Raw genomic sequence first — 19,305 nt, forward strand, 5'->3', positions numbered from 1 at the left:
GAACCTCTGACCAAACCATTTTAAAAAGTTGTCCCTTGCTGCCCATGGTAGTAGACTTCAATAGAGGTATAAAATATCGCGCTGTTGCGTGAAAATTCTTTTCCCCACTAAGGGTAAATCCTCCTCCTCTTGTCAAAGAACCAAACTAAACACATTTATATGCATTCGTTTACTAAGGTTTTTGCGGTGTTATTTTTCATGGCAATCAATCCCCTCCAAGCACAACAACTTACACAGACTATCCGCGGCACGGTGATCGACCAAATCACCAAGGCACCTATGCCCGGTGCAACGGTAATGGTTTTAGGCTCAGATCCGGTGATAGGAACCTCTACTGATGCGCATGGAGACTTCAAACTCGCCAATTTACCATTGGGCACTTATTCGCTCAAAGTGAATTTTATGGGCTTTAAGGAAATTATTTTCCCAACTATCCAACTGAATTCAGGGAAGGAAGTGGTCCTGACAATTCCTCTGGAAGAGAACATCACCCAAATCGATGAATTCGTAGTGACTGCTACCGAAAAAGACCGAACTGTCAACGATATGATTCAGGTGAGTGGAAGAACTTTCTCTGTAGAGGAAACAAGGAAATTTGCCGCTGCGGTAAATGATCCGGGGCGTATGGCAGCCTCCTTTTCGGGTGTCACAAGTACTGACGATGGTAACAACAATATCTCGATCCGTGGCAACAGTCCCAATGGTCTGCTCTGGAGAATGGAAGGAATCGATATCCCAAATCCCAATCACTTCGTCAATCCCGGTACTTCAGGAGGCGGCGTGTCCATCTTGAGTTCGCAGTTGCTGGCCAATTCCGATTTTTTGACGGGAGCTTTTCCTGCAGAATATGGCAATGCGCTTTCGGGAGCGTTTGACCTGAATCTTCGAAAAGGGAATAATGAAAACAGGGAGTTCACGATCCAGGCAGGATTTCTTGGTTTGGACTTGGCGGCAGAAGGGCCTATAGCCAAAAATTACAAGGGTTCATACCTTGTCAACTACCGCTATTCCACTCTTTCATTGCTTTCGAATATTGGGTTGCCTTTGGGTGATTTTGTGACCAATTTTCAGGATTTGTCCTTTAATATCTATCTGCCAACCGGATCGAAAAGCAACATTACCTTATTTGGATTTGGAGGGCTTAGTGATCAGAAGGGGAATGCGCTCAAGGATTCGCTGAAATGGGAATCTGAAGAAGATCGCTATGGAAGTACTTTCTTTTCCAATACCGGTGCTGCAGGAATCAAGCATTCCTATAGTTTGAATGAAGCAAATTTCCTCCAAACCACTGTGTTGGCCTCAGGAAATGCCTTGGGGACTACCTCGTCGCGCTTAGATAACAATTTACAGTTTCAGGATCGCTATTATAACAATTACAGCAATTCCAAGATCACTTTCAGTTCTGTTTTGAATACCAAATTTTCTGCAAAAGCGAATTTGAGAAGTGGTGTCTATGTAAATCAATTGTATTACAATCTGCGTGAGGATGACTTCGAAGAAAGTATGCAAGGCTTGCAGACCAACATCAATTCCAAAGGAAATACGCAGAGTATTCAGGCTTTCTCCCAACTGAACTACCGTGCCGGCGAGCGCTTGACTTTCAATGTAGGACTGCATTACCTGCAGCTTTTGCTGAACAATTCAAACTCAGTCGAGCCACGGCTCAGTGCTTCCTATGTGCTGGATGAAAAGCAGCGGTTGAGCTTCGGGTACGGACTGCATAGTCAGACGCAACCACTGGGAACGTACTTTGCTGAGCAGGAAGTGAACGGACAGATTATTCTTCCGAATGAAGATCTTGGGCTGAGCAAATCGCATCATTTTGTGCTGGGCTATGATCGCTCGCTGACTTCATACCTGCGTATGAAAGTGGAGACTTATTACCAGCATTTGTTCGATGTTCCGATCAAAAGTGGTGCAGATGAGACCTATTCCATCATCAACCAGCAATGGACTTTTGCCACTGACCCGCTGGTAAATGAGGGGTTTGGGAAAAACTACGGTGTGGAGCTCACACTGGAGCAGTTTATGCACAATAACCTGTACTTCCTGCTCTCCACTTCTCTGTACAGCTCCAAATACAAAACCAATGAGGATGTTTGGAGAAATACCGCCTATAATGGCAATTTCAATGTGACGCTGACTGCCGGTAAAGAGTACAAACTCAAAAGAGAAAGAGTTCTCGGACTGAATGTTCGTGCGATCTACACGGGTGGGCTGCGCACTACACCGATCAATTTGGAAGAATCCATTGCAAAAGGAGAGGAGGTATATTATGATAATCTCGCCTATACCGATCAGAATCCCGCTTACTTCCGCACAGATCTTCGTTTTAGCTTAAAGAAAAACAAACCCAAGTCCACCCGAACCTGGGCGCTGGATATACAGAATGCTAGCAACAGGAAAAACATCTTCGGCAGCTACTTCGAAGCTATGAATGGAGAGATCAAAACATCCTATCAAGCGCCATTGATTCCTATTCTGAGCTATCGGGTAGAATTTTAAAAAGTGAAAACCCAAGCTCGAAAGAGCTTGGGTTGAATAACAAGGAGAGCAAATGGATCACAAAGACTTGCAAATTGGATCCATGGAAAACTGTTTCTTATTAGATTGGACTGCATAATTCTAAAGCTTGTCCGAGTGAACAATATTTCTGATTTACTTCAGTTCCTTTTATACTCCATCCAATCCACTTCCAGCTCGAAGGGGAATTCCGGTTTTTCAAGTGAATTTGGATTTCCTTCCACAGCCCAATCCTCTGTATGCCAAAAGTTCATTCTATACTTAGACGCATGCTGGGGGATCCCGGGCTGAGAACCCTGATAATTCCAAAGCACTAGTGTGTCAGCGGTTTCAGGATGCAGCATCCACCACCGGATCCTGTCACTTTCCCAGTCAAATCCATAGGTGTAAAACTGGGACGAAGCATCGTAATTTTCAATAGCTGGAATACTTTCCGGGATATTTTGTGAGCCGGTTAAAGGTGTTGGTGTCCCATCGAAACCTACCTTTGAGATTGTCTCTATGATTTTTCCCTGTGACAGATTGACGATCCTTCCGATGCGCTGCAGTTTGCCCTGCTCGCCAGTCCATGTGCCCACGTAGATAATTCTTGGGTCAGCCAGCAGCCATTCGAAGTCGATTTCGCTAAGACCTTTTTTTCGGTCTTCATGGTAGGTGAAATAACCGACCACAGCACCTACATTCGGCTGTTTTTTTGTTGCATCGGGCACTTTAAGTCTAGTGGAGTAAGTTCCGAAATGAGTGAAGTGCTTGGAGATAATCTCCGGGCCTTTGCCTGGCCCGGCTTTTTCTTCCGGATTGAGTTTGAAAGAAAGAATCTGGGTTTTCGGCTCAGAGGGGGACGGAACTCCTATTGTATGTTTAGAATCGGCATGTGTCCCAGTCGAACCGTATCGAAAATTCTTTAACGTGGATTTGGAGAAGTCCTCGCGGAAAGACTTATGCTTCTTATTGGAATCATTTGGAAGAAAACTAGTCACCAGTAAAAAAAGTAAGATAAATACCTGTTTCATAGCCTTCAATATAGGGGTTTTCTTATCCTCTTTTGATACAAAATCAATCGCCTCAAAATCTATAAGAATTTCTAGCCTAATCTATTGAGGACTGAACATTTAAACGAAGCCTAAAATCTGAGTAGGATCCTGATTTCTTTTTCTCGCTACTTGTATCTTGTGTCTTGAAATCAGCATCCGCAGTCTTTCACTATGTTTTTGATTCCCTTTCGGGTAGAAATTGAGACTGCCTTGAAAAGAGAACCGAAATTCAAATCTAAGGTTTCTCCGTCACCAATAGGGATCGGGAATTCACTTATCGTGGTTTCGATGGCATAATCAGAGATGATGTTACCGGTCGCTGTTTCCATCAGGGCGACTCTAAGGAAACTTTTGATATGGGTATCATTCTCCCAATGGCTGGGAGAATTAAAGTCTGACGGATCAGTTCTTTCCCAATTTCCAGACCATGCCAATTCTCCTAAGCTAAGTCCCAGAAGATAAGGGATTCCCAGCTCCAGATTAATATTTGCCCGTTGCACAGGATCATTCACATCTTTGATGCCTGCATTTAGAAGCTCATAATCCATTTGATCGTATAATGCCACATTGGTAAAACCCTTCTCGTGAAGGATTTCCACGATCATTTTTTCCAAACGATTTTGTTCTGCAATAGAGAGCTGCCTAAAGCTTTCTTGCCAGTTCAGCGGAAGTAGTAAAATCCCATCCTGTTGGCTTAGACAAATATGGCAGCTGATTCTAGGGTAAATTTTAGTCGAAGTGCAGGCGGAAAATACTGGGCTTATACTGAGAAGCAATAGGCGAAACATTAGTTTCTGCCGCTTGGATAAGCTATTCAGTTTTGGAAATAGTGTTTGTAAAAGGGGTGACATGATTTTGAGGTAATTTCGTAAAAGTGAAATTTAGTAGATCAGGAAACAAACTCCAGAATCCTATTTATGTACCAGTCTAAAAAGAAAGTCTCTGATATTGACATGGTAACCTGTTCTACCAAAATCCCATCTTTGATAATGTAATGCGTAGGGGACAATGTGATTTTTAAGGTATCATTAACCCATTCTCGATCTACACTGGCGGTCTGATATCCGAAATCTCCTCTTTTAGAAAAGTATCGCTAGATCTTTTGCGGTGAAGACATCGCAAAGCTTAGAAATACAATGTCTTTCCGATCCTTGAATTCCTCTGTTAGCTGTTTCAAATTCTCTTCCTCTTCCTTGCAGCCTTTACATCCTACAAACCAGGTGTTGAGGATGATCAATTTGTCTTTTAGATCTTTGTAATCAGTTTTATTTCCTTCCAAATCCACGAATTCAAATTCTGGAAATTTGTCACCAATTGGTAAGCCTAAAGTGTTTTCTCGTCAGGTATTAATAAGTTTTTCTAAGGCTTCAGGAGGGATTGAAGGATTACTCTGACCCATAGAGAAACAATAGGGCGCTAGAATTGCGAGTATTAGCAGAGTTATTTTTTTCATTGTGGTTGCACTTTGGTAAAACGCAATGTAGCTAATTTACAAATTTCAAAACTACGCAATTAATTAAATTCAGATTATAGTCCAGCCCTATTGGCGTAAATTCTTGATACGTTCATCTTGATACTCTATACTCAAAATCATTTCCTAGGATGAAAATCAGTCAGCACCTGCCTCAAATAATCCCTGTCCAGATGCGTATAGATTTCGGTAGTGGTGATGCTTTCATGCCCAAGCATTTCCTGGACAGCACGTAGATCAGCTCCTCCTTCGATCAGATGCGTGGCAAAGGAATGCCGGAAGGTATGGGGGGAAATATTTTTCTCTATTCCCGCTTGCTCAGCGGTCTTTTTGATAATCAGGAAGATCATTACCCTGGAAAGTTTCTTGCCTCTTCGGTTTAGAAAGACATATTCTTCATGGCCTTTGGCGATGGGTTGATGTACCCGAACTTCATCTTTATAGATATTCAGGTATTTCAGTGCATCCTTTCCTATGGGGACCAGACGTTCTTTGTTTCCCTTGCCCGTCACCCTCAGAAACCCTACGTCTTCAAACACTTGCCCTTTTTTTAATTCTGTAAGTTCGGATACCCGCAAGCCTGAACTGTAAAGCATTTCCAGTATCGCGCGGTTGCGGTGGCCTTCAGGTTCTCCGAGTGGAATTGCCTCTAAAAGTTGCACAATTTCCTGATAGCTGAGCGTGTCCGGGAGTTTTCGGCCAAGTTTCGGAGCTTCAAGTAGCTGAGCAGGATCTTCGGTGATTCTGTCCTCATACATCAGGTATTTGTAGAAAGCTTTGATGCCAGAGATAATTCTGGCGTGGGTGTATTCTGATATTTCCAGCTTGGCCAGCTCGTTTACAAACTTTCTCAGATGCTCCAGTTCCAGCGTCAAAGGGCTTTGATCGGGGAAATTTGCATCACTGTATTTCGCGAGTTTTTCCACATCACGGGTATAAGCATCAATAGAATTCCCACTAAGTGAGCGCTCAAGTTTGAGGTAATGCCGGAATTGCTTGATGTGGTTTTCCCAGAGACTACTCATTGGAAGATTGGAATAGTTAAAAATTGGAAATTCAAATTTTGAAAATTTTCAATATTCCTTGATTGGCGATCATGTCGAAATCTCTATCCTGATGCCAAATTGGGATATTGTACTTAACTGCATACCAAGCAATCAAGCAGTCATTGCTTTTGCGGATAGTTACCCCTTTTTGTCTCAAACCTGAATAGATTTGAGACGAACCTATCGCAGCTTCGTATGGATCAGCATTTAGGCGAGTCAAGCTGGATAGTTTTTGGGAAAGTATTTGAAAACTCTTTTCGTCTTTTGTCCCCTGCAGAATCTCTTGATAAATAGGAGGGCAAATAACAATTAGATCCTCATCAATTAGTATATCTAGCCTTTCAGAGATAACTGAATAAGGATTATTGAAAAAATTGATCCAAATAGAGGTGTCAGGAAGAACAAACATCGTATTAGCTCTCTCTCATTTCGTCAAGATTTCCTTCCCAAGTGATTTTTCCCCTTAGATCACTCAATTCATGGAGTTTAATTTTGCGGAGGAATTCACGCAGCGCTTTATCGACAACCTCTTTTTTGGTTTTAAGGGCGGTCTTATCAAGAATTTCATTCATCAATTCCTCATCAATTTCAATATTAGTTCTCATGGTATTAGTGTTTATACACCAAATTACGAAAATCTATACACAAAAGTTTCTCTTCCATAAGAATGTTTTTCAACCTTAAAACCTTCTATCCTTTCCACTTTAAAACCTGAAAATCCTTTTAACTTTGAGCTGATAACTATCAAACCGAATTTTGTTTTGAAAATCCTGATCATTAACGGCCCGAATCTTAATCTACTTGGCAAAAGAGAGCCTGAAGTCTATGGAAGCACTTCGTTTGAAGAATATTTCGAAGAATTAAAACGCACTTTTTCTGAAGTTGAGCTTCACTACTACCAAAGTAATGTGGAGGGCGAGCTGATTAATAAGATTCATGAAGTTGGGTTTTCCTTTGATGCAATTCTGCTCAATGCAGGTGGCTATACCCATACCTCAGTAGCTATCTCAGATGCCATCGCCGGGGTGACTACGCCTACGCTGGAAGTACATATTTCGAACATCTATAAGCGGGAAGAATTCCGCCACAAAAGCATTATTTCCAAGTCCTGCGTCGGAATGATCTCCGGACTTGGCCTGAAGGGCTACGAACTTGGAATCCGCTATTTCCTATAACCTAACAACCTATGCTCACATTTGCACCCGGGCCATCCAAAGTTTACGATGCCCTACCTACTTATTTGCAAGATGCCTACAATGAAGGTATTCTAAGCGCCAATCATCGGAGCAGTGCGTTTATGTCTTTGTACCAAGAGACCGAACAACTGATGCGTGAGAAGCTTCACATGCCGGAAGATTACAAACTGCTCTTCACCTCCAGTGCTACCGAGAATTGGGAGATTATCACCCAGTCCATTGTGCAGCAGGCTAGTTATCATATTTATTCAGGTTCATTTGGGAAAAAGTGGATAGGCTTTGCGAAGCATATCAATCCTGCAACTGATGGACTGAAAATCGAAGCAAATGAAGCCATTGATGTGGCAGGTTTGGAGATCAGCGAGGACTTTGATGTGATCGCGCTCACGCAAAATGAAACTGCCAATGCGACTCAGGTGCCGATGTCGGTGATTAGGTCTATTAAAGATAAATATCCTGACAAAATGATTGCAGTGGATACGACTTCTTCCATGGCCGGAATCGAATTGGATTTTAGCTTGGCGGATATTTGGTATGCATCGGTACAAAAATGCTTTGGTCTTCCGGCGGGCTTGGGAATACTTATTCTTTCACCCAAAGCCATAGAGAAATGTGAAAGCAAGGGAGAAAAAGGAAGGTATAACAGCTTGAGTTTTATACTGGAAAATGCTGCCGGTTATCAGACACACTATACCCCCAATGTACTTGGGATCTATTTGCTCAATCGGGTTTTGAAAGATCTGGAAGAAGTTCAGCACATCGATGCCAATCTCCGAGGGCGTATGCAAAAGCTGGAAACTGCAGTGGCTCAGTCTAAGTCCCTTCGGATGCTGGTGGATAATGCAGAAACGAGAAGCACGACCGTCTTGGCAGTAACAGGCTCTGAGGATCTGATTGCTTCGGTAAAGAAAGATGCCGAAAAAGAGGGAATGCAACTTGGATCAGGCTATGGCCCCCATAAACCAACAAGCTTCCGTATTGCAAATTTCCCTGCGATTACTAATGCAGAAATGGATAAGTTGATTGCGTTTTTGGGCAAATTTTAACCACAGGAGGACACAGAGGTTTTCGCAGAGGACGCAGTTTCTAACTCGTTTATTGGTTCAAGTCTCCCGACTTGGACCTTTTGTTTTCTTATTGCAAAGCCTTGGCATTCGTTAATATTTCAGTGACTTTTTCCTTAACTATTTCATAATTTAAAAATCTTCGAGGTCTGTTAGACCTCATCCGTTAAATAACTATATGTATATCCGCTTTTCTACCACTAGAGAAATTAAAGCATCAAAGGATTTGGTGAACTTTATCATTTAGGTTACTTCTGTCATCCGTCATCGGTCTTCTAGCCAAGAAAACAAAGAAAATATGGCTACTGGCATCATTGCGGATAATCATAAATACCTAATTTCGCGGAATGTTTGATTTGAAAGAAATATTGTCAGTTTCCCTGATTCTGTTTTCTGTGATTGATATCCTCGGATCTATCCCGATTATCGTCAATCTAAGACAGAAAGTTGGGCATATCCAATCCGAGAAAGCCACCTTGGCTGCGGGTGTATTGATGATATTGTTTCTTTTTGCAGGCAAATCAATTTTGAGTCTCTTTGGTATTGGAGTAGAGGATTTTGCGATTGCAGGGGCGCTGATCATTTTTGCGATCGGAGCTGAGATGATCCTTGGGATCGAGCTTTTCAAATCTGATCCTGATGCCAAAGACAGCGCTTCCATTGTCCCAATCGCTTTTCCGCTAATTGCTGGCGCGGGAACATTGACTACGATTCTGACATTGAAAGCGGAGTATGCGCAGATCAACATTGCGATAGGAATTCTCCTGAATCTGATCTTGGTTTACATCGTGCTGAAAAGCACAGGCTGGCTGGAGCGAAAAATCGGCAAAACGGGTTTGGATGTCCTAAGAAGAATTTTTGGGATTATTCTACTTTCCATCGCAGTCAAGATTTTCAAGACAAATGCCTTTCCGGGCATAGAATCGGGTCTTTAACCTGATTGTCTAGGCTATTTTTAGTTAACTTTGTCCCATGATTTCCATTTATACTGACGGTGCAGCCAAAGGCAATCCCGGCCCGGGAGGCTATGGCGCTGTACTGAAATTCAATAAGCACCGAAAAGAACTTTCTGAAGGATTCCGCCTAACTACCAACAATCGCATGGAGCTCTTGGCTGTGATTCGTGCACTTCAGGCACTTACCACAGATGAGTTTCCTGTGCAGATCTATTCCGATAGCAAGTATGTGGTCGACTCTGTGGAAAAAGGTTGGATTTGGAGTTGGCAAAAGAAAGGTTTTAAGGATAAGAAAAACCCGGATCTTTGGCTTCGGTATATTCCACTTCATCTGAAATACAAACCCAAGTTTATCTGGGTAAAAGGACATGCAGGGAATATCGAAAATGAAAGATGTGATGTGCTGGCTGTGCAAGCGGCAGAGGGGTTTGACCTTAAGGTAGATACCGGATACGAATCAAGTTTGTGAGTTACCTAAGGTTTATTTAAGTATTCGGCAAGAAACTCTTTGACAGGAAGTATCCGGAAGGTTTTTCCCTCTGAAGAAAGTGTGTCCCTTTGATCAAGGGTGAGGATAAAGCCTTCAGTTTTCCCAAAAAACTCCATAGCTTCTGTAAGTCCATCCACTTCGCGCTTTTGATTGTCGAGATGGATTCTTTCTGTGACTTGTATGAGCCATTTGCAAGAATCACCTTCAAAAACCACAAAATCGCACTCCTTGTTCTCCCTGAAATAGAAGGTTTTCAACCTTGTTTTTCTGAGCAAGATATACACGAGATTTTCTAATAACCTGCCTTGATCTTTGCTAAAGCTCAAGGAATTTGCCTTGGCAAATCCGGTGTCTATACAATAAACTTTCTTTGGATTCTTGGAGATGCTTTTAGCAGACCAACTGAATCTGGGCAGAAAAAATAGTAAATAGGCATCTTCTAGCCAAGACAAATAGTCGGAGACAGTAGTAGCTGAGCCTACCTCAAAAGTTTTTTTAAGACTATTGAAGCTCATCTCTTTTCCTACATTGGATATCAGGAAAAGCGTGATGTCCATCAGCGTTTTGGTGTTTTTTATGCTATACCGTATGGCGATGTCTCTGAAGACGATGTCCTTGAGTAAGTTTTGTAATACCTCAGGGTTTTTGTCACGCAGATATTCCGGAAATCCGCCGGAGTTCAAATACTCCTCAAAACTTGCCTGTTCATCCGGTCTTGCATTGTATTCCAAAAATTCCCGGTAAGAAAAGGGAAATATCTCATGGGCTAGGTAACGGCCCGTAAGTCTTGTCCCAAGTTCTCGACTGAGCAATGATGCATTCGAACCGGTGACATAGACTTTTTCTCCTCGATCATGTAGCTGACGGACATAGACCTCCCAGCCGGGCACGTTTTGTATTTCATCAAAGAAATAGGTGGAGTTTTCCGCTCCAAATACTTCATCTAATTTAGGGAAATCACCTATTTCAAAGCCAAATATCCGTGGATCTTCAAAGTTGAGGTAGGAAAAGTCTGTCTGGCTTTCTGAGATGATTTGCCGCATTAGCGTGCTTTTTCCGCAACGACGTATTCCCGTGATTACCTCTATATGTGTGCTGGAAGGCTTTAAATTCTTGGCAGCTTCTCTCTTGGTTACTGAGTTGTTCTTGAGCACCACCTTTTTTTGCCCTGCAACTGCCGATGCTATTTCTTCTTTAAGTATCATAAGATGAGGCCATTGTTTCCTCAAAGATACAGTTTATTTTATCAAAGTGTAAAAATTTCTTTTACAAAAAGAAAATAATTTACGTTTACAACGTAAACTATTGAATTTTCATTTTCAAACTCTGATTAAATACCTCATAATTTCTCCATCGTCATCAGCGGTACATCGGCACGATTGACTTCCAAAAGAGGGTTGTATTTTGCTTCAGGATATGTCCATCCTTCATCGCTTAATTCATAGAGCAAGGGCGCGAGATTCTGAACAGCAGCTTTGCAGCCTTGGACTATGGCTCCCATTTTGCCGGTTTGTTTGGAAAGCACCGCTTCGTTTTCAATTTCAAAGGGACCCGTGAAATTTTTCTCCTTTAGCATATTCACAAATGCCCGCCAATCCATCGAGTCGCCTAGACCAAATCCGGGTAAAGTAGCTTCGTAATGATGTCTGTCCCAAGGATTGGTGCTGGAAGGAATTCCTGTTTTTTCAGTCCATTCAGCTGAGATTTGCTGCATTGGATACATATTGCCCCAGAAGGGGTCGGGATTGTTTCGTGTGGATTTGACGTGGATTCGTTTCAGCCGATTCATGTCGGTGTTTTTGATCACTTCCACGGGATCGGTATGCTGCCATATGTCATGCGAAGGATCGTAGATTTCTCCGTGATTGGATTCCGGGATGAGTTCGTACATGATTTTCCGTGCTGCCAAAATTCCCGGAAGGTTATTAAACGTACCAAAGTAGCCAGAGCTTCTCCAGCCTTCCATAGGGCAGTTTTCATACAATACCGTCACACCAAGACTGTTTGCATAGCGGATAATGGGGCCAAATACCTTTCGGTACTCCAGGAGATTTTTTTCAAAACCGCCCTCCTGGTTTCCCAGTTCGTGATTATAGCCTACGAATGTCCCTACTTTCACATCGTTTTCATCTCCGCCAAGTAAATAAGCCATTCTTATCAATCGCAGGAGATGGTTTTGATTTTTGACCCGCTCAGCAGGATCTCCACCGATCAGATTGTCAAAAGCCCCAATAGATAATCGAAGCTTTGCACCGTTGAATTTTTCAATGAGTTTTTTGGCTTGCTCGGATCCGAAATTTTCATAGTCCAGATGTGTGGCCACAAAATCATCGCGTGTGCCATCTTTTCTGAAAACGCAAAGGTCAAGTCCTTGCACGCCGATTTCTATTGCTTTCTCTACTGTTAGATCCAAGGTGAGTTGGTCAAAAGCAGAAGTCATAATCCAGATAGGGTTTGCCATGGCGTTCGTATTGGGTAGGAAACAAAAGAAGGAAATAAACCAAGCTCTCACAAGAACAAGATTTATTTCCTTCATAACGGTGTCTTGATGATCAATGGATAAATGTGACGATTACTTTTTGCGTAAATCCTGAAAGGGAAATGTTTTGAGATACCACTAATTCGTTTGCTCCCACACTTTCTACAATCATGTCACCCTCGGTTCTGGGTACTTCGATGAGGTCGATATCTACGGTTAGAACTTTGGTAGATTCATTGTAATCCCAGATGAAATTCACTGTTTGCAACTCAGAATCATCACATTTAGTCGGGCCAGAATCCAGCACTCCTGTGTTTACTCCGGTTTCGTAATGGAAAGTCACTAGGTTATCTTGTAAGCACGGCTCTATTAATGAGATTACACTGATACCACTCGCAGTAGCGGTGCTCAGTTTCCAGGCAATCCCAGAGCCAATCAATTCGGCATTCGTTTTTGGTGGGTCGGAATCATTGTCGCTACATGAGCCCAATATGAGCAGGCATGCGAAAGCCATTAGGAAATTGATTTTCAATAGTGATTTCATGTGTTTATAATTGATTTTTTAAGGCCAGACCTGCCTGCTCGATTTCATGTAGAAAGGCAATTTGGAATTTACATCCCCAAAATAGTGAAAATTGGGTTAATCATTCAAATGATGTCTTTTGATCTATTACCGGCGTTTTTCAGCATGCCCTACGTAGTGGCAAAAGCGGATATACATAAGCAGAATTATACTTTACGAAAACAGGCTCAATCCGTACTATTCATTCCCTGAATACCTTTTTCTGATTTGCACTTTTTGCTTTTGCCTATTCCAGAGTGCGCTGGCCAAATCAGAGGCGACTTGGTCAGGTTCGGATTCGTGGAGAATTTTTTTAAGCGTTTCTTCCCCAAGATCTATCCGGTAGCAGACCTGAAGCAGGCGCTCAAATTCCCGATCCAGCATATAGGCAATGACTTTGGAAAGTGTAGCAATCGCCTTTTCTTCATCAAATTCAGTTAGACTTTCGGGAAAGTCAAAATCCTTTTGCAGCAGCAGAAAAGTTTCTTGGGATAGGGATTCACTCATGCCGGTATCAAAAAAGCCCCGAGTCTGTTCGGGGCTGGATTATTAGTTGTCTGATTTTTCTTCTGACTTAGTCTCCACAGGTTTTTCTTCCTCAGTTTTCTGTAATACTTCGGGTGCCTGCACTTTAAGTAAATTGTACCAATTGATCAGTTTCTTGATATCTGAGGTGTAAACCCTCGCTTCGTCTACTTCAGGAAGAACGTGCTTCATGAAAGCTCTCAGTTCAGAATCATCAGGATTGGCATCGAGACCCAAGTCACCTTGGAATTCTGCTTCAATCTTTTGCATCACGGATTCCAGCGGCTCAGCGCCCTCTTCAGTCAATGTATAGATCGAAATATCACTAAGAATAGATACGCGCTGGGACATGCCGGCAACGAGTTTAGTCTTCTTGGCATCCATGCTTTCCAGAATTACTCCGGTGCGTGAAGGTTTCAAAACTTTGAACAATCCGGGTTTACCGGCTACGGTGGCAAGATCTTTAAAATTCATTAGATTTATTTTTTCGAGGCTGCAAATATAGGATTATCAATCAAATCATTCACCTAGCTTCATATTCTGTTACCAGTTCTTCGATAAACTTCGTGAGTTCCACTTTGCCGGTGTTTGCTTCTGCACTGGTGACAAAGTAATCCGGTTCCTCTTCAAAGATTTCTCTTGTCTTCTTCAGAAATTTCTGAATATTCTGATCAGTTTTTCCTTTGGACTGCTTATCTGCCTTAGTAAATACCAACGCCGTGGGAACTTCTTGGCTCCCACACCAAAGCAAAAATTCCAAATCAATCTGCTGGGGCTCTAAACGGCTGTCTATCAGAACAAATACGCCGCATAGATTTTCACGTTTGGTCAGATAGGTTGAGATCATGTTTTCCCAGCCTTGCTTCACCTTCAGGTTTACTTTGGCAAATCCATAACCCGGAAGATCGACCATGTACCACTTATCGTTGATCATGAAGTGGTTGATCAGTTGGGTTTTACCCGGTTTTTGAGAAGTTTTAGCCAGTCCTTTTTGGTTTACGAGCATATTGATCAGTGAGCTTTTGCCCACATTTGACCTGCCGATAAAAGCAACCTCAGCACGGTCCGGTTTGGGACAATTGCTGGGATCTGCATTGCTGACTACGAAGGTGGCTGTTTTGATCATCTGTTTTTCTTTGGATGCAAAAGTACGACAATATCTGAAAAGGATTTTGGAGCGATGGGCAGTTACTTTTTTCCATTCCTCGTGTTTCTTCCCTATTATTGCCCTTTCAAAGATAGAATTCTGATGGCGGTAGTTCCTTACAAAGACAAGCAAGATTCCAAAAAAGATCAAGTTGCAGAGATGTTCAATAACATCTCAGGCAAATATGATTTGCTCAATCACGTGCTGAGCATGGGAATTGATATCACTTGGAGAAAAAAAGCAATTAAATATCTGAAAGATGATCAGCCCAAGTTGATCTTGGATATAGCGACAGGCACGGGAGACTTTGCGATTGAAGCACTTTCTTTGAACCCTGATAAGATCATCGGTGTGGATATCTCCGAGGGAATGCTCGAGGAAGGCCGCAAGAAAATAAAGAAAAAAGGTCTTGAAGATAAAATTGAGCTTCAGCTTGGTGATTCTGAAGGCCTGCTTTTTGAGGATAATAAGTTTGATGCGGTTATCGTTTCATTTGGTGTTAGAAACTTTGAGAATCTGGAGAAAGGATTGGCGGATATGTACAGAGTACTGAAGCCCGGAGGCAAAGCGGTGATATTGGAATTCAGCAAGCCCCGAAAAGCTCCGATGAAGCAGGCATATGCTTTTTATTCCAAAGCCATTCTTCCGCAGATCGGCAAAATTGTATCCAAAGACAATTCTGCTTATACTTATCTTCCTGAGTCAGTACAGGCCTTTCCGGATGGAATGGATTTCCTGAGAATTATGAATAAAGTCGGATTCACAAGCAACCTATGCAAACCACTTACATTTGGAATAAGCTCAATCTACGTAGGAACAAAGTAGTCCTATCCGGTTTAGTCTTTTTCTTAGCAGCGATTCCGGCATTTGGGCAGGGGATGTTTGGCTTGAGCTCAGCGGCTAGCTCTGATAATAAGACGTTTTCGTATGGATTTTTCCTTGCGGCTCATAACAGCACCTATCAGATGAAGTATTCAGAGCTTTTTTTTGATGAGAATGCTTCCTCTAATGTCAGGAGCGTACAGCCGAAATATACCCCCGGCTTTTCCTTGGGCTTTTTGGGTATGCTGCAATTCCACGATCAGCTGATTTTACTTTTCACTCCCAAGGTGGGCTTTTATGAATATAAGACTGAGGTGACCTATTTCACTGATCAGGTAGGTGAAATACCGGTCGGGGGAGATATGATTAATGAAGGAAATAATAGAGGCAGGATTGTAGAATATAGCTCTGAGGCCACAATGGTGGAATTGCCATTGCTTTTAAAATACCGATCTATAAGGTTCAACAATACCCGAATGTACTTCTTGGGTGGCGGAAGCTATCAGTTTAGGACTAAAGCCCAGGACGAAGCCAATGTGGACGATATTGTGATGACAGGACGGGATGTCTCAGTTGAAGCAGGGATGGGGTTTGAGATTTACTTTAAATACTTCAAGTTTGCCCCGGAAATTCGTTTTTCCCACGGCTTGATGAATGCCTATCAGGTAGAAAACACACGTCCGGATCTTCAAACTGCCATTGAGTCCATCAGAAGAAAATCAATTACCGTTTACCTGAATTTCCAATAGAGCGGAAATGAAAAATCGTAAGATCTAAAAATCACAAAATTAGAGATGCCTTACTTCGAAAATGCGGGGCATTATTTCTTCTTTTGAGAAAGGATCATTTTCGTGATTTTTTAATAGAAGGATGTTGCTAAATTTTATTAACTATTATTCCTGTTTCAGCCTAAATTGATTTCTGTTTATCTTTCAGCATGAAAAACAAAATTGCCTTAGTCACCGGGGCAACTTCCGGAATCGGAAAAGCTGCTGCAATTACCCTCGCCAAAATAGGATACAATATCATCGCCACAGGCAGGCGTGGGAATCGGCTGGAAGAACTGAAGTTGGAACTGCCTGATGGAATTGATTTTTTGCCTTTGATATTTGATGTCAGGGATAGAGCGAAAGTTTTGGAAATACTCGATAATCTCCCCGAGAAATGGAAAGCTATTGATGTTCTGATCAATAATGCCGGGAATGCCCATGGAATGGATCCCGTGCAAACGGCTAATCTGGATGACTGGGATGCGATGATGGACATCAATGTCAAGGGGCTTTTGTATGTGTCCAGAGCAATTATTCCCGGAATGACAGAAAGAAAATCAGGAATGATTATCAACATTGGATCCATCGCAGGTAAGGAAGTGTACCCCAATGGAAGTGTGTATTGCGGTTCCAAGCATGCGGTCGATGCGATCACAAAAGGGATGAGAATGGATTTGAATCCTTTTGGTATCCGTGTGGTGGCTATTCATCCGGGCTTGGTAGAAACTGAATTTTCCTTAGTCCGTTTCAAAGGAGATGATAGCCGCGCAGATACTGTTTATCAAGGATTGGAACCATTGGTAGCTCAGGATATTGCGGATATCGTGGAATTTGCGGTAACTAGGCCTCCGCATGTGACGATTGCCGATGTAGTAGTATTGCCTACTGCGCAGGCTTCCGCCACTGTTGTAAAACGAAATTATTGATTGTGAGTAAATTATATCTTCCTTTATTTCTAATACTAATTGCTTGCGGTACAGCACAGAAAAGCGATCAGGAAATTTTCTCTGAGCAGCAGCGGAAAGTGCTGGATCCTGTGAAAGAAGTAGAAGTGGAAGTGAAAAAGCCCGAGTTGGAAGAAAAACTGATCTCTCAGGGATTGGTGGATGTGGAAGAAGTAATTCCCGGTATTAAAGTCGAACTGAAATATTCTACCACGGATAATTTCTTTGGGCAAGATGTATATGGTGATCTGACCAAAGCTTTTCTCCAGCCGGAAGTGGCTGAACGGTTGAAAAATGCCCAAGAAATGCTTCAAAGCCAATTTCCTGATTACACCTTGCTGGTCTATGATGGTGTACGTCCCTTGAGTGTGCAGCAGATCCTTTGGGATAATCTGGACAAACCGGATAGCCTGAAGACACTTTATGTTGCGGATCCTAAAAAAGGGAGCTTACACAATTTCGGAGTTGCTGTGGATTTGACCATATTTGATACGAAATCTGACTCCACGCTGGACATGGGTACCGGCTATGATTACTTTGGCTATCCCGCGTATCCTGATCGTGAAAAACAAATGCTCTCAGAAGGAAAGCTTACAGTGGGTCAGATAGCTAATCGGGACATTCTACGAAAAGTAATGACAGCAAACGGTTTCTCGGGAATCGGTTCCGAATGGTGGCACTTCAATGCTTACTCCAGAAAAGAAGCCGGAGAGAAGTTTGAAATCATCAAGTGACAATGTCCAATTGCCAATTAAATTTCAAAAGTCAACAATAACTCAAATCCTATGAACTTAAAACGTACAATCTTAGCCCTTGGGCTTATTTTCAGTGTAATATTGGTTGCTCCCGCGCAGCAATTCAAAGCATTGGTTTTCAGCAAAACTGCCGGCTTCCGCCATCAATCTATTCCTGAGGCCGTAGTTGCGTTGAAAAAAATGGGTAAAACACAGGTTTTCAGTGTATATACTACTGAAGATGCCGGAGAATTTACCGACGAGAAATTGGAAAAATATGATGTGGTTATTTTGACTTCGACCACGGGCACGATCTTTAATGACGAGCAGAAGGCTGCTTTTCAGCGATTCGTCCAAAGTGGAAAAGGTGTAGTGGGAATCCACTCTGCTACTGATACTGAATATGAGTGGCCTTGGTACAATAAGATGATAGGAGCCTATTTCCTTTCCCATCCTGCACAGCAGACACTAAGACTTGACGTAGTGGATCAGACACATCCATCTACATGGCATTTACCGAAAAACTGGCTATGGACAGATGAATTGTATGAATTCAAAGAAATCAACCCTGATATTAAGGTTTTGATCAAAGCGGATGAAAGCACCTACAAAGTAGCTAAGGGAAATGGTGACAACCATCCTATGGCTTGGTATCATGACTTTGACGGAGGTAGGGTATTCTACACCGCACTGGGTCATGTGGAGTCGGCTTGGGAAGATCCTGATTTCTTGAAGCACCTTTATGGAGGGATCTGGTACGCTGCTACCGGCGAGCCCTACAAATAAAAATAGAGAACCTTCTTTCGGTTATTACGGTTAAGATATTCCATCCTCTTAATCCTCAATAGCCGTATTTGATGGCTCAGAGACTTTGAGGGTAATGATAAAAATGAAAATCTGATTTGCCGGAACTTAATCCCGGTAATTCGGTTTTCTAAACAAAAATCAAGAATACCATGCTACAAGCACAAGCAAGACCTGTACACCTCTACATGGAGGCCAACCCAAATCCCAATTCTCTGAAATTTGTAGCCAACTTTATGTTGGTGGATGAGGGAGTAAGTTTTGATTTTCCGGATGCTGAGGGAGCCAAAATAAGCCCTTTGGCTCAGGAGTTGTTCAATTTTGCAGCAGTGGAGCGTGTGTTTATCGCCTCTAATTTTGTGACGGTCACCAAATCTGAGAGTGTGGAGTGGGCCGAGATTCAGGGAATAGTTCGTGATCATATCAAGCAATACCTGGAGGCAGGAAAAGCTCCCGTTCCTGTAGCTTTTGAAAAAGATCCACTTTTTGATGAGAATGATACTGAAGTGGTGAAGAAGATCAAAGGAATTTTGGATGAGTATATTCGCCCTGCTGTGGAGCAGGATGGGGGTGCAATAGTCTTCCATTCTTTCCATGAAGGAGTAGTCAAAGTTCAGCTGCAAGGCTCATGCTCCGGCTGTCCTTCCAGCACGGTCACTTTGAAAGCAGGTATACAGAATCTACTTACCAGAATGCTTCCTGATGATGTGAAGGAAGTGGTAGCTGAGGGAGTGTAAG

The 19,305-nt window shown here is 42.4% G+C and carries 23 protein-coding genes; 11 read left to right on the plus strand and 12 right to left on the minus strand.

Annotated elements, in window-relative coordinates; translation table 11 throughout:
- Positions 1–159 precede the first annotated feature (159 nt).
- Entirely contained in the window at positions 160–2,505 is a 2,346-nt protein-coding gene (locus J2X69_RS05255; RefSeq protein ID WP_310099543.1) for a TonB-dependent receptor, read from the plus strand.
- Positions 2,506–2,663: 158 nt separating this feature from the next.
- On the opposite strand, the gene J2X69_RS05260 is transcribed toward J2X69_RS05255, so the two are convergent.
- From J2X69_RS05260 to J2X69_RS05285, 6 genes are all read right to left on the minus strand, one after another.
- The gene (locus J2X69_RS05260; protein ID WP_310099547.1) at positions 2,664–3,536 is read right to left on the minus strand and encodes a glycoside hydrolase family 16 protein; all 873 of its coding nucleotides are present in this window, start codon (positions 3,534–3,536) and stop codon (positions 2,664–2,666) included.
- Positions 3,537–3,706: 170 nt separating this feature from the next.
- Positions 3,707–4,408 carry a hypothetical protein gene (locus J2X69_RS05265; protein WP_310099550.1) on the minus strand — a complete coding sequence of 234 codons (702 nt, stop codon included), beginning with the start codon at positions 4,406–4,408 and terminating at the stop codon, positions 3,707–3,709.
- Positions 4,409–4,650: 242 nt separating this feature from the next.
- Positions 4,651–4,872 (minus strand): redoxin domain-containing protein, encoded by a 222-nt coding sequence (locus J2X69_RS05270; protein ID WP_310100089.1) that lies wholly within the window; start codon positions 4,870–4,872, stop codon positions 4,651–4,653.
- Between the two features lie 275 nt (positions 4,873–5,147).
- The gene (gene xerD, locus J2X69_RS05275; protein ID WP_310099553.1) at positions 5,148–6,053 is read right to left on the minus strand and encodes a site-specific tyrosine recombinase XerD; all 906 of its coding nucleotides are present in this window, start codon (positions 6,051–6,053) and stop codon (positions 5,148–5,150) included.
- Between the two features lie 31 nt (positions 6,054–6,084).
- On the minus strand, positions 6,085–6,483 hold the full coding sequence (locus J2X69_RS05280) for a PIN domain-containing protein (protein ID WP_310099556.1): 399 nt from the start codon (positions 6,481–6,483) through the stop codon (positions 6,085–6,087).
- Between the two features lie 4 nt (positions 6,484–6,487).
- Positions 6,488–6,679, minus strand: coding sequence for a type II toxin-antitoxin system VapB family antitoxin (locus J2X69_RS05285; RefSeq protein ID WP_310099561.1), 192 nt, complete (start codon positions 6,677–6,679; stop codon positions 6,488–6,490).
- Between the two features lie 156 nt (positions 6,680–6,835).
- Between J2X69_RS05285 and aroQ the strand changes: the two genes are divergently transcribed.
- The 4 genes from aroQ (at position 6,836) to rnhA (ending at position 9,759) form a co-directional block, all read left to right on the plus strand.
- Positions 6,836–7,249: a type II 3-dehydroquinate dehydratase gene (aroQ, locus tag J2X69_RS05290; RefSeq protein WP_310099564.1), complete on the plus strand. Its 414-nt coding sequence runs from the start codon at positions 6,836–6,838 to the stop codon at positions 7,247–7,249.
- A gap of 11 nt (positions 7,250–7,260) precedes the next feature.
- A complete protein-coding gene (locus tag J2X69_RS05295; protein ID WP_310099567.1) occupies positions 7,261–8,316 on the plus strand; it encodes an aminotransferase class V-fold PLP-dependent enzyme in 1,056 nt (351 codons plus the stop codon).
- Between the two features lie 365 nt (positions 8,317–8,681).
- A complete protein-coding gene (locus J2X69_RS05300) occupies positions 8,682–9,269 on the plus strand; it encodes a MarC family protein (protein WP_310099570.1) in 588 nt (195 codons plus the stop codon).
- A gap of 37 nt (positions 9,270–9,306) precedes the next feature.
- Positions 9,307–9,759 (plus strand): ribonuclease HI, encoded by a 453-nt coding sequence (rnhA, locus tag J2X69_RS05305; protein ID WP_310099573.1) that lies wholly within the window; start codon positions 9,307–9,309, stop codon positions 9,757–9,759.
- Positions 9,760–9,764: 5 nt separating this feature from the next.
- Here rnhA and J2X69_RS05310 read toward each other — a convergent pair whose 3' ends face one another.
- The 6 genes from J2X69_RS05310 to yihA all read right to left on the minus strand — a co-directional run bounded on the left by J2X69_RS05310 (position 9,765) and on the right by yihA (position 14,472).
- Positions 9,765–10,985, minus strand: a complete 1,221-nt coding sequence (locus J2X69_RS05310) for an ATP-binding protein (RefSeq protein ID WP_310099576.1) — start codon at positions 10,983–10,985, stop codon at positions 9,765–9,767.
- Positions 10,986–11,119: 134 nt separating this feature from the next.
- Positions 11,120–12,241, minus strand: coding sequence for a sugar phosphate isomerase/epimerase (locus tag J2X69_RS05315; RefSeq protein WP_310099580.1), 1,122 nt, complete (start codon positions 12,239–12,241; stop codon positions 11,120–11,122).
- 91 nt (positions 12,242–12,332) lie between these two features.
- A complete protein-coding gene (locus J2X69_RS05320) occupies positions 12,333–12,803 on the minus strand; it encodes a hypothetical protein (protein WP_310099583.1) in 471 nt (156 codons plus the stop codon).
- Positions 12,804–13,019: 216 nt separating this feature from the next.
- Positions 13,020–13,328 carry a hypothetical protein gene (locus tag J2X69_RS05325; protein WP_310099587.1) on the minus strand — a complete coding sequence of 103 codons (309 nt, stop codon included), beginning with the start codon at positions 13,326–13,328 and terminating at the stop codon, positions 13,020–13,022.
- A 42-nt stretch (positions 13,329–13,370) separates the two neighbouring features.
- Positions 13,371–13,820 (minus strand): DUF5606 domain-containing protein, encoded by a 450-nt coding sequence (locus J2X69_RS05330; protein ID WP_310099590.1) that lies wholly within the window; start codon positions 13,818–13,820, stop codon positions 13,371–13,373.
- Positions 13,821–13,869: 49 nt separating this feature from the next.
- Complete coding sequence (yihA, locus tag J2X69_RS05335) at positions 13,870–14,472, minus strand: ribosome biogenesis GTP-binding protein YihA/YsxC (RefSeq protein WP_310099592.1); 603 nt, start codon at positions 14,470–14,472, stop codon at positions 13,870–13,872.
- A gap of 123 nt (positions 14,473–14,595) precedes the next feature.
- On the opposite strand from yihA, the gene ubiE reads away from it, so the two are divergent.
- The 6 genes from ubiE to J2X69_RS05365 all read left to right on the plus strand — a co-directional run bounded on the left by ubiE (position 14,596) and on the right by J2X69_RS05365 (position 19,304).
- The gene (gene ubiE, locus J2X69_RS05340) at positions 14,596–15,318 is read left to right on the plus strand and encodes a bifunctional demethylmenaquinone methyltransferase/2-methoxy-6-polyprenyl-1,4-benzoquinol methylase UbiE (RefSeq protein ID WP_310100091.1); all 723 of its coding nucleotides are present in this window, start codon (positions 14,596–14,598) and stop codon (positions 15,316–15,318) included.
- A complete protein-coding gene (locus J2X69_RS05345) occupies positions 15,267–16,064 on the plus strand; it encodes an outer membrane beta-barrel protein (RefSeq protein WP_310099595.1) in 798 nt (265 codons plus the stop codon). Before ubiE ends, J2X69_RS05345 begins: the two co-directional genes overlap by 52 nt.
- Before the next feature lie 188 nt (positions 16,065–16,252).
- On the plus strand, positions 16,253–17,011 hold the full coding sequence (locus J2X69_RS05350; RefSeq protein WP_310099598.1) for an SDR family NAD(P)-dependent oxidoreductase: 759 nt from the start codon (positions 16,253–16,255) through the stop codon (positions 17,009–17,011).
- A 2-nt stretch (positions 17,012–17,013) separates the two neighbouring features.
- On the plus strand, positions 17,014–17,763 hold the full coding sequence (locus J2X69_RS05355) for a M15 family metallopeptidase (protein ID WP_409014392.1): 750 nt from the start codon (positions 17,014–17,016) through the stop codon (positions 17,761–17,763).
- Between the two features lie 51 nt (positions 17,764–17,814).
- Positions 17,815–18,549: a ThuA domain-containing protein gene (locus J2X69_RS05360; protein ID WP_310099601.1), complete on the plus strand. Its 735-nt coding sequence runs from the start codon at positions 17,815–17,817 to the stop codon at positions 18,547–18,549.
- Between the two features lie 170 nt (positions 18,550–18,719).
- Positions 18,720–19,304, plus strand: coding sequence for a NifU family protein (locus J2X69_RS05365; RefSeq protein ID WP_310099604.1), 585 nt, complete (start codon positions 18,720–18,722; stop codon positions 19,302–19,304).
- Position 19,305 lies beyond the last annotated feature (1 nt).

Origin of the sequence: Algoriphagus sp. 4150 (assembly GCF_031457395.1) — a bacterium.
Lineage (GTDB): Bacteria > Bacteroidota > Bacteroidia > Cytophagales > Cyclobacteriaceae > Algoriphagus.

Coding starts and splice junctions, on each gene's coding strand:
- J2X69_RS05255 (WP_310099543.1), top strand. CDS start 160: ATGCATTCGTTTACTAAGGTTTTTGCGGTGTTATTTTTCATGGCAATC.
- J2X69_RS05260 (WP_310099547.1), bottom strand. CDS start 3,536: ATGAAACAGGTATTTATCTTACTTTTTTTACTGGTGACTAGTTTTCTT.
- J2X69_RS05265 (WP_310099550.1), bottom strand. CDS start 4,408: ATGTCACCCCTTTTACAAACACTATTTCCAAAACTGAATAGCTTATCC.
- xerD (WP_310099553.1), bottom strand. CDS start 6,053: ATGAGTAGTCTCTGGGAAAACCACATCAAGCAATTCCGGCATTACCTC.
- J2X69_RS05280 (WP_310099556.1), bottom strand. CDS start 6,483: ATGTTTGTTCTTCCTGACACCTCTATTTGGATCAATTTTTTCAATAAT.
- J2X69_RS05285 (WP_310099561.1), bottom strand. CDS start 6,679: ATGAGAACTAATATTGAAATTGATGAGGAATTGATGAATGAAATTCTT.
- J2X69_RS05295 (WP_310099567.1), top strand. CDS start 7,261: ATGCTCACATTTGCACCCGGGCCATCCAAAGTTTACGATGCCCTACCT.
- J2X69_RS05300 (WP_310099570.1), top strand. CDS start 8,682: ATGTTTGATTTGAAAGAAATATTGTCAGTTTCCCTGATTCTGTTTTCT.
- rnhA (WP_310099573.1), top strand. CDS start 9,307: ATGATTTCCATTTATACTGACGGTGCAGCCAAAGGCAATCCCGGCCCG.
- J2X69_RS05310 (WP_310099576.1), bottom strand. CDS start 10,985: ATGATACTTAAAGAAGAAATAGCATCGGCAGTTGCAGGGCAAAAAAAG.
- J2X69_RS05315 (WP_310099580.1), bottom strand. CDS start 12,241: ATGGCAAACCCTATCTGGATTATGACTTCTGCTTTTGACCAACTCACC.
- J2X69_RS05320 (WP_310099583.1), bottom strand. CDS start 12,803: ATGAAATCACTATTGAAAATCAATTTCCTAATGGCTTTCGCATGCCTG.
- J2X69_RS05325 (WP_310099587.1), bottom strand. CDS start 13,328: ATGAGTGAATCCCTATCCCAAGAAACTTTTCTGCTGCTGCAAAAGGAT.
- J2X69_RS05330 (WP_310099590.1), bottom strand. CDS start 13,820: ATGAATTTTAAAGATCTTGCCACCGTAGCCGGTAAACCCGGATTGTTC.
- yihA (WP_310099592.1), bottom strand. CDS start 14,472: ATGATCAAAACAGCCACCTTCGTAGTCAGCAATGCAGATCCCAGCAAT.
- ubiE (WP_310100091.1), top strand. CDS start 14,596: ATGGCGGTAGTTCCTTACAAAGACAAGCAAGATTCCAAAAAAGATCAA.
- J2X69_RS05345 (WP_310099595.1), top strand. CDS start 15,267: ATGCAAACCACTTACATTTGGAATAAGCTCAATCTACGTAGGAACAAA.
- J2X69_RS05350 (WP_310099598.1), top strand. CDS start 16,253: ATGAAAAACAAAATTGCCTTAGTCACCGGGGCAACTTCCGGAATCGGA.
- J2X69_RS05360 (WP_310099601.1), top strand. CDS start 17,815: ATGAACTTAAAACGTACAATCTTAGCCCTTGGGCTTATTTTCAGTGTA.
- J2X69_RS05365 (WP_310099604.1), top strand. CDS start 18,720: ATGCTACAAGCACAAGCAAGACCTGTACACCTCTACATGGAGGCCAAC.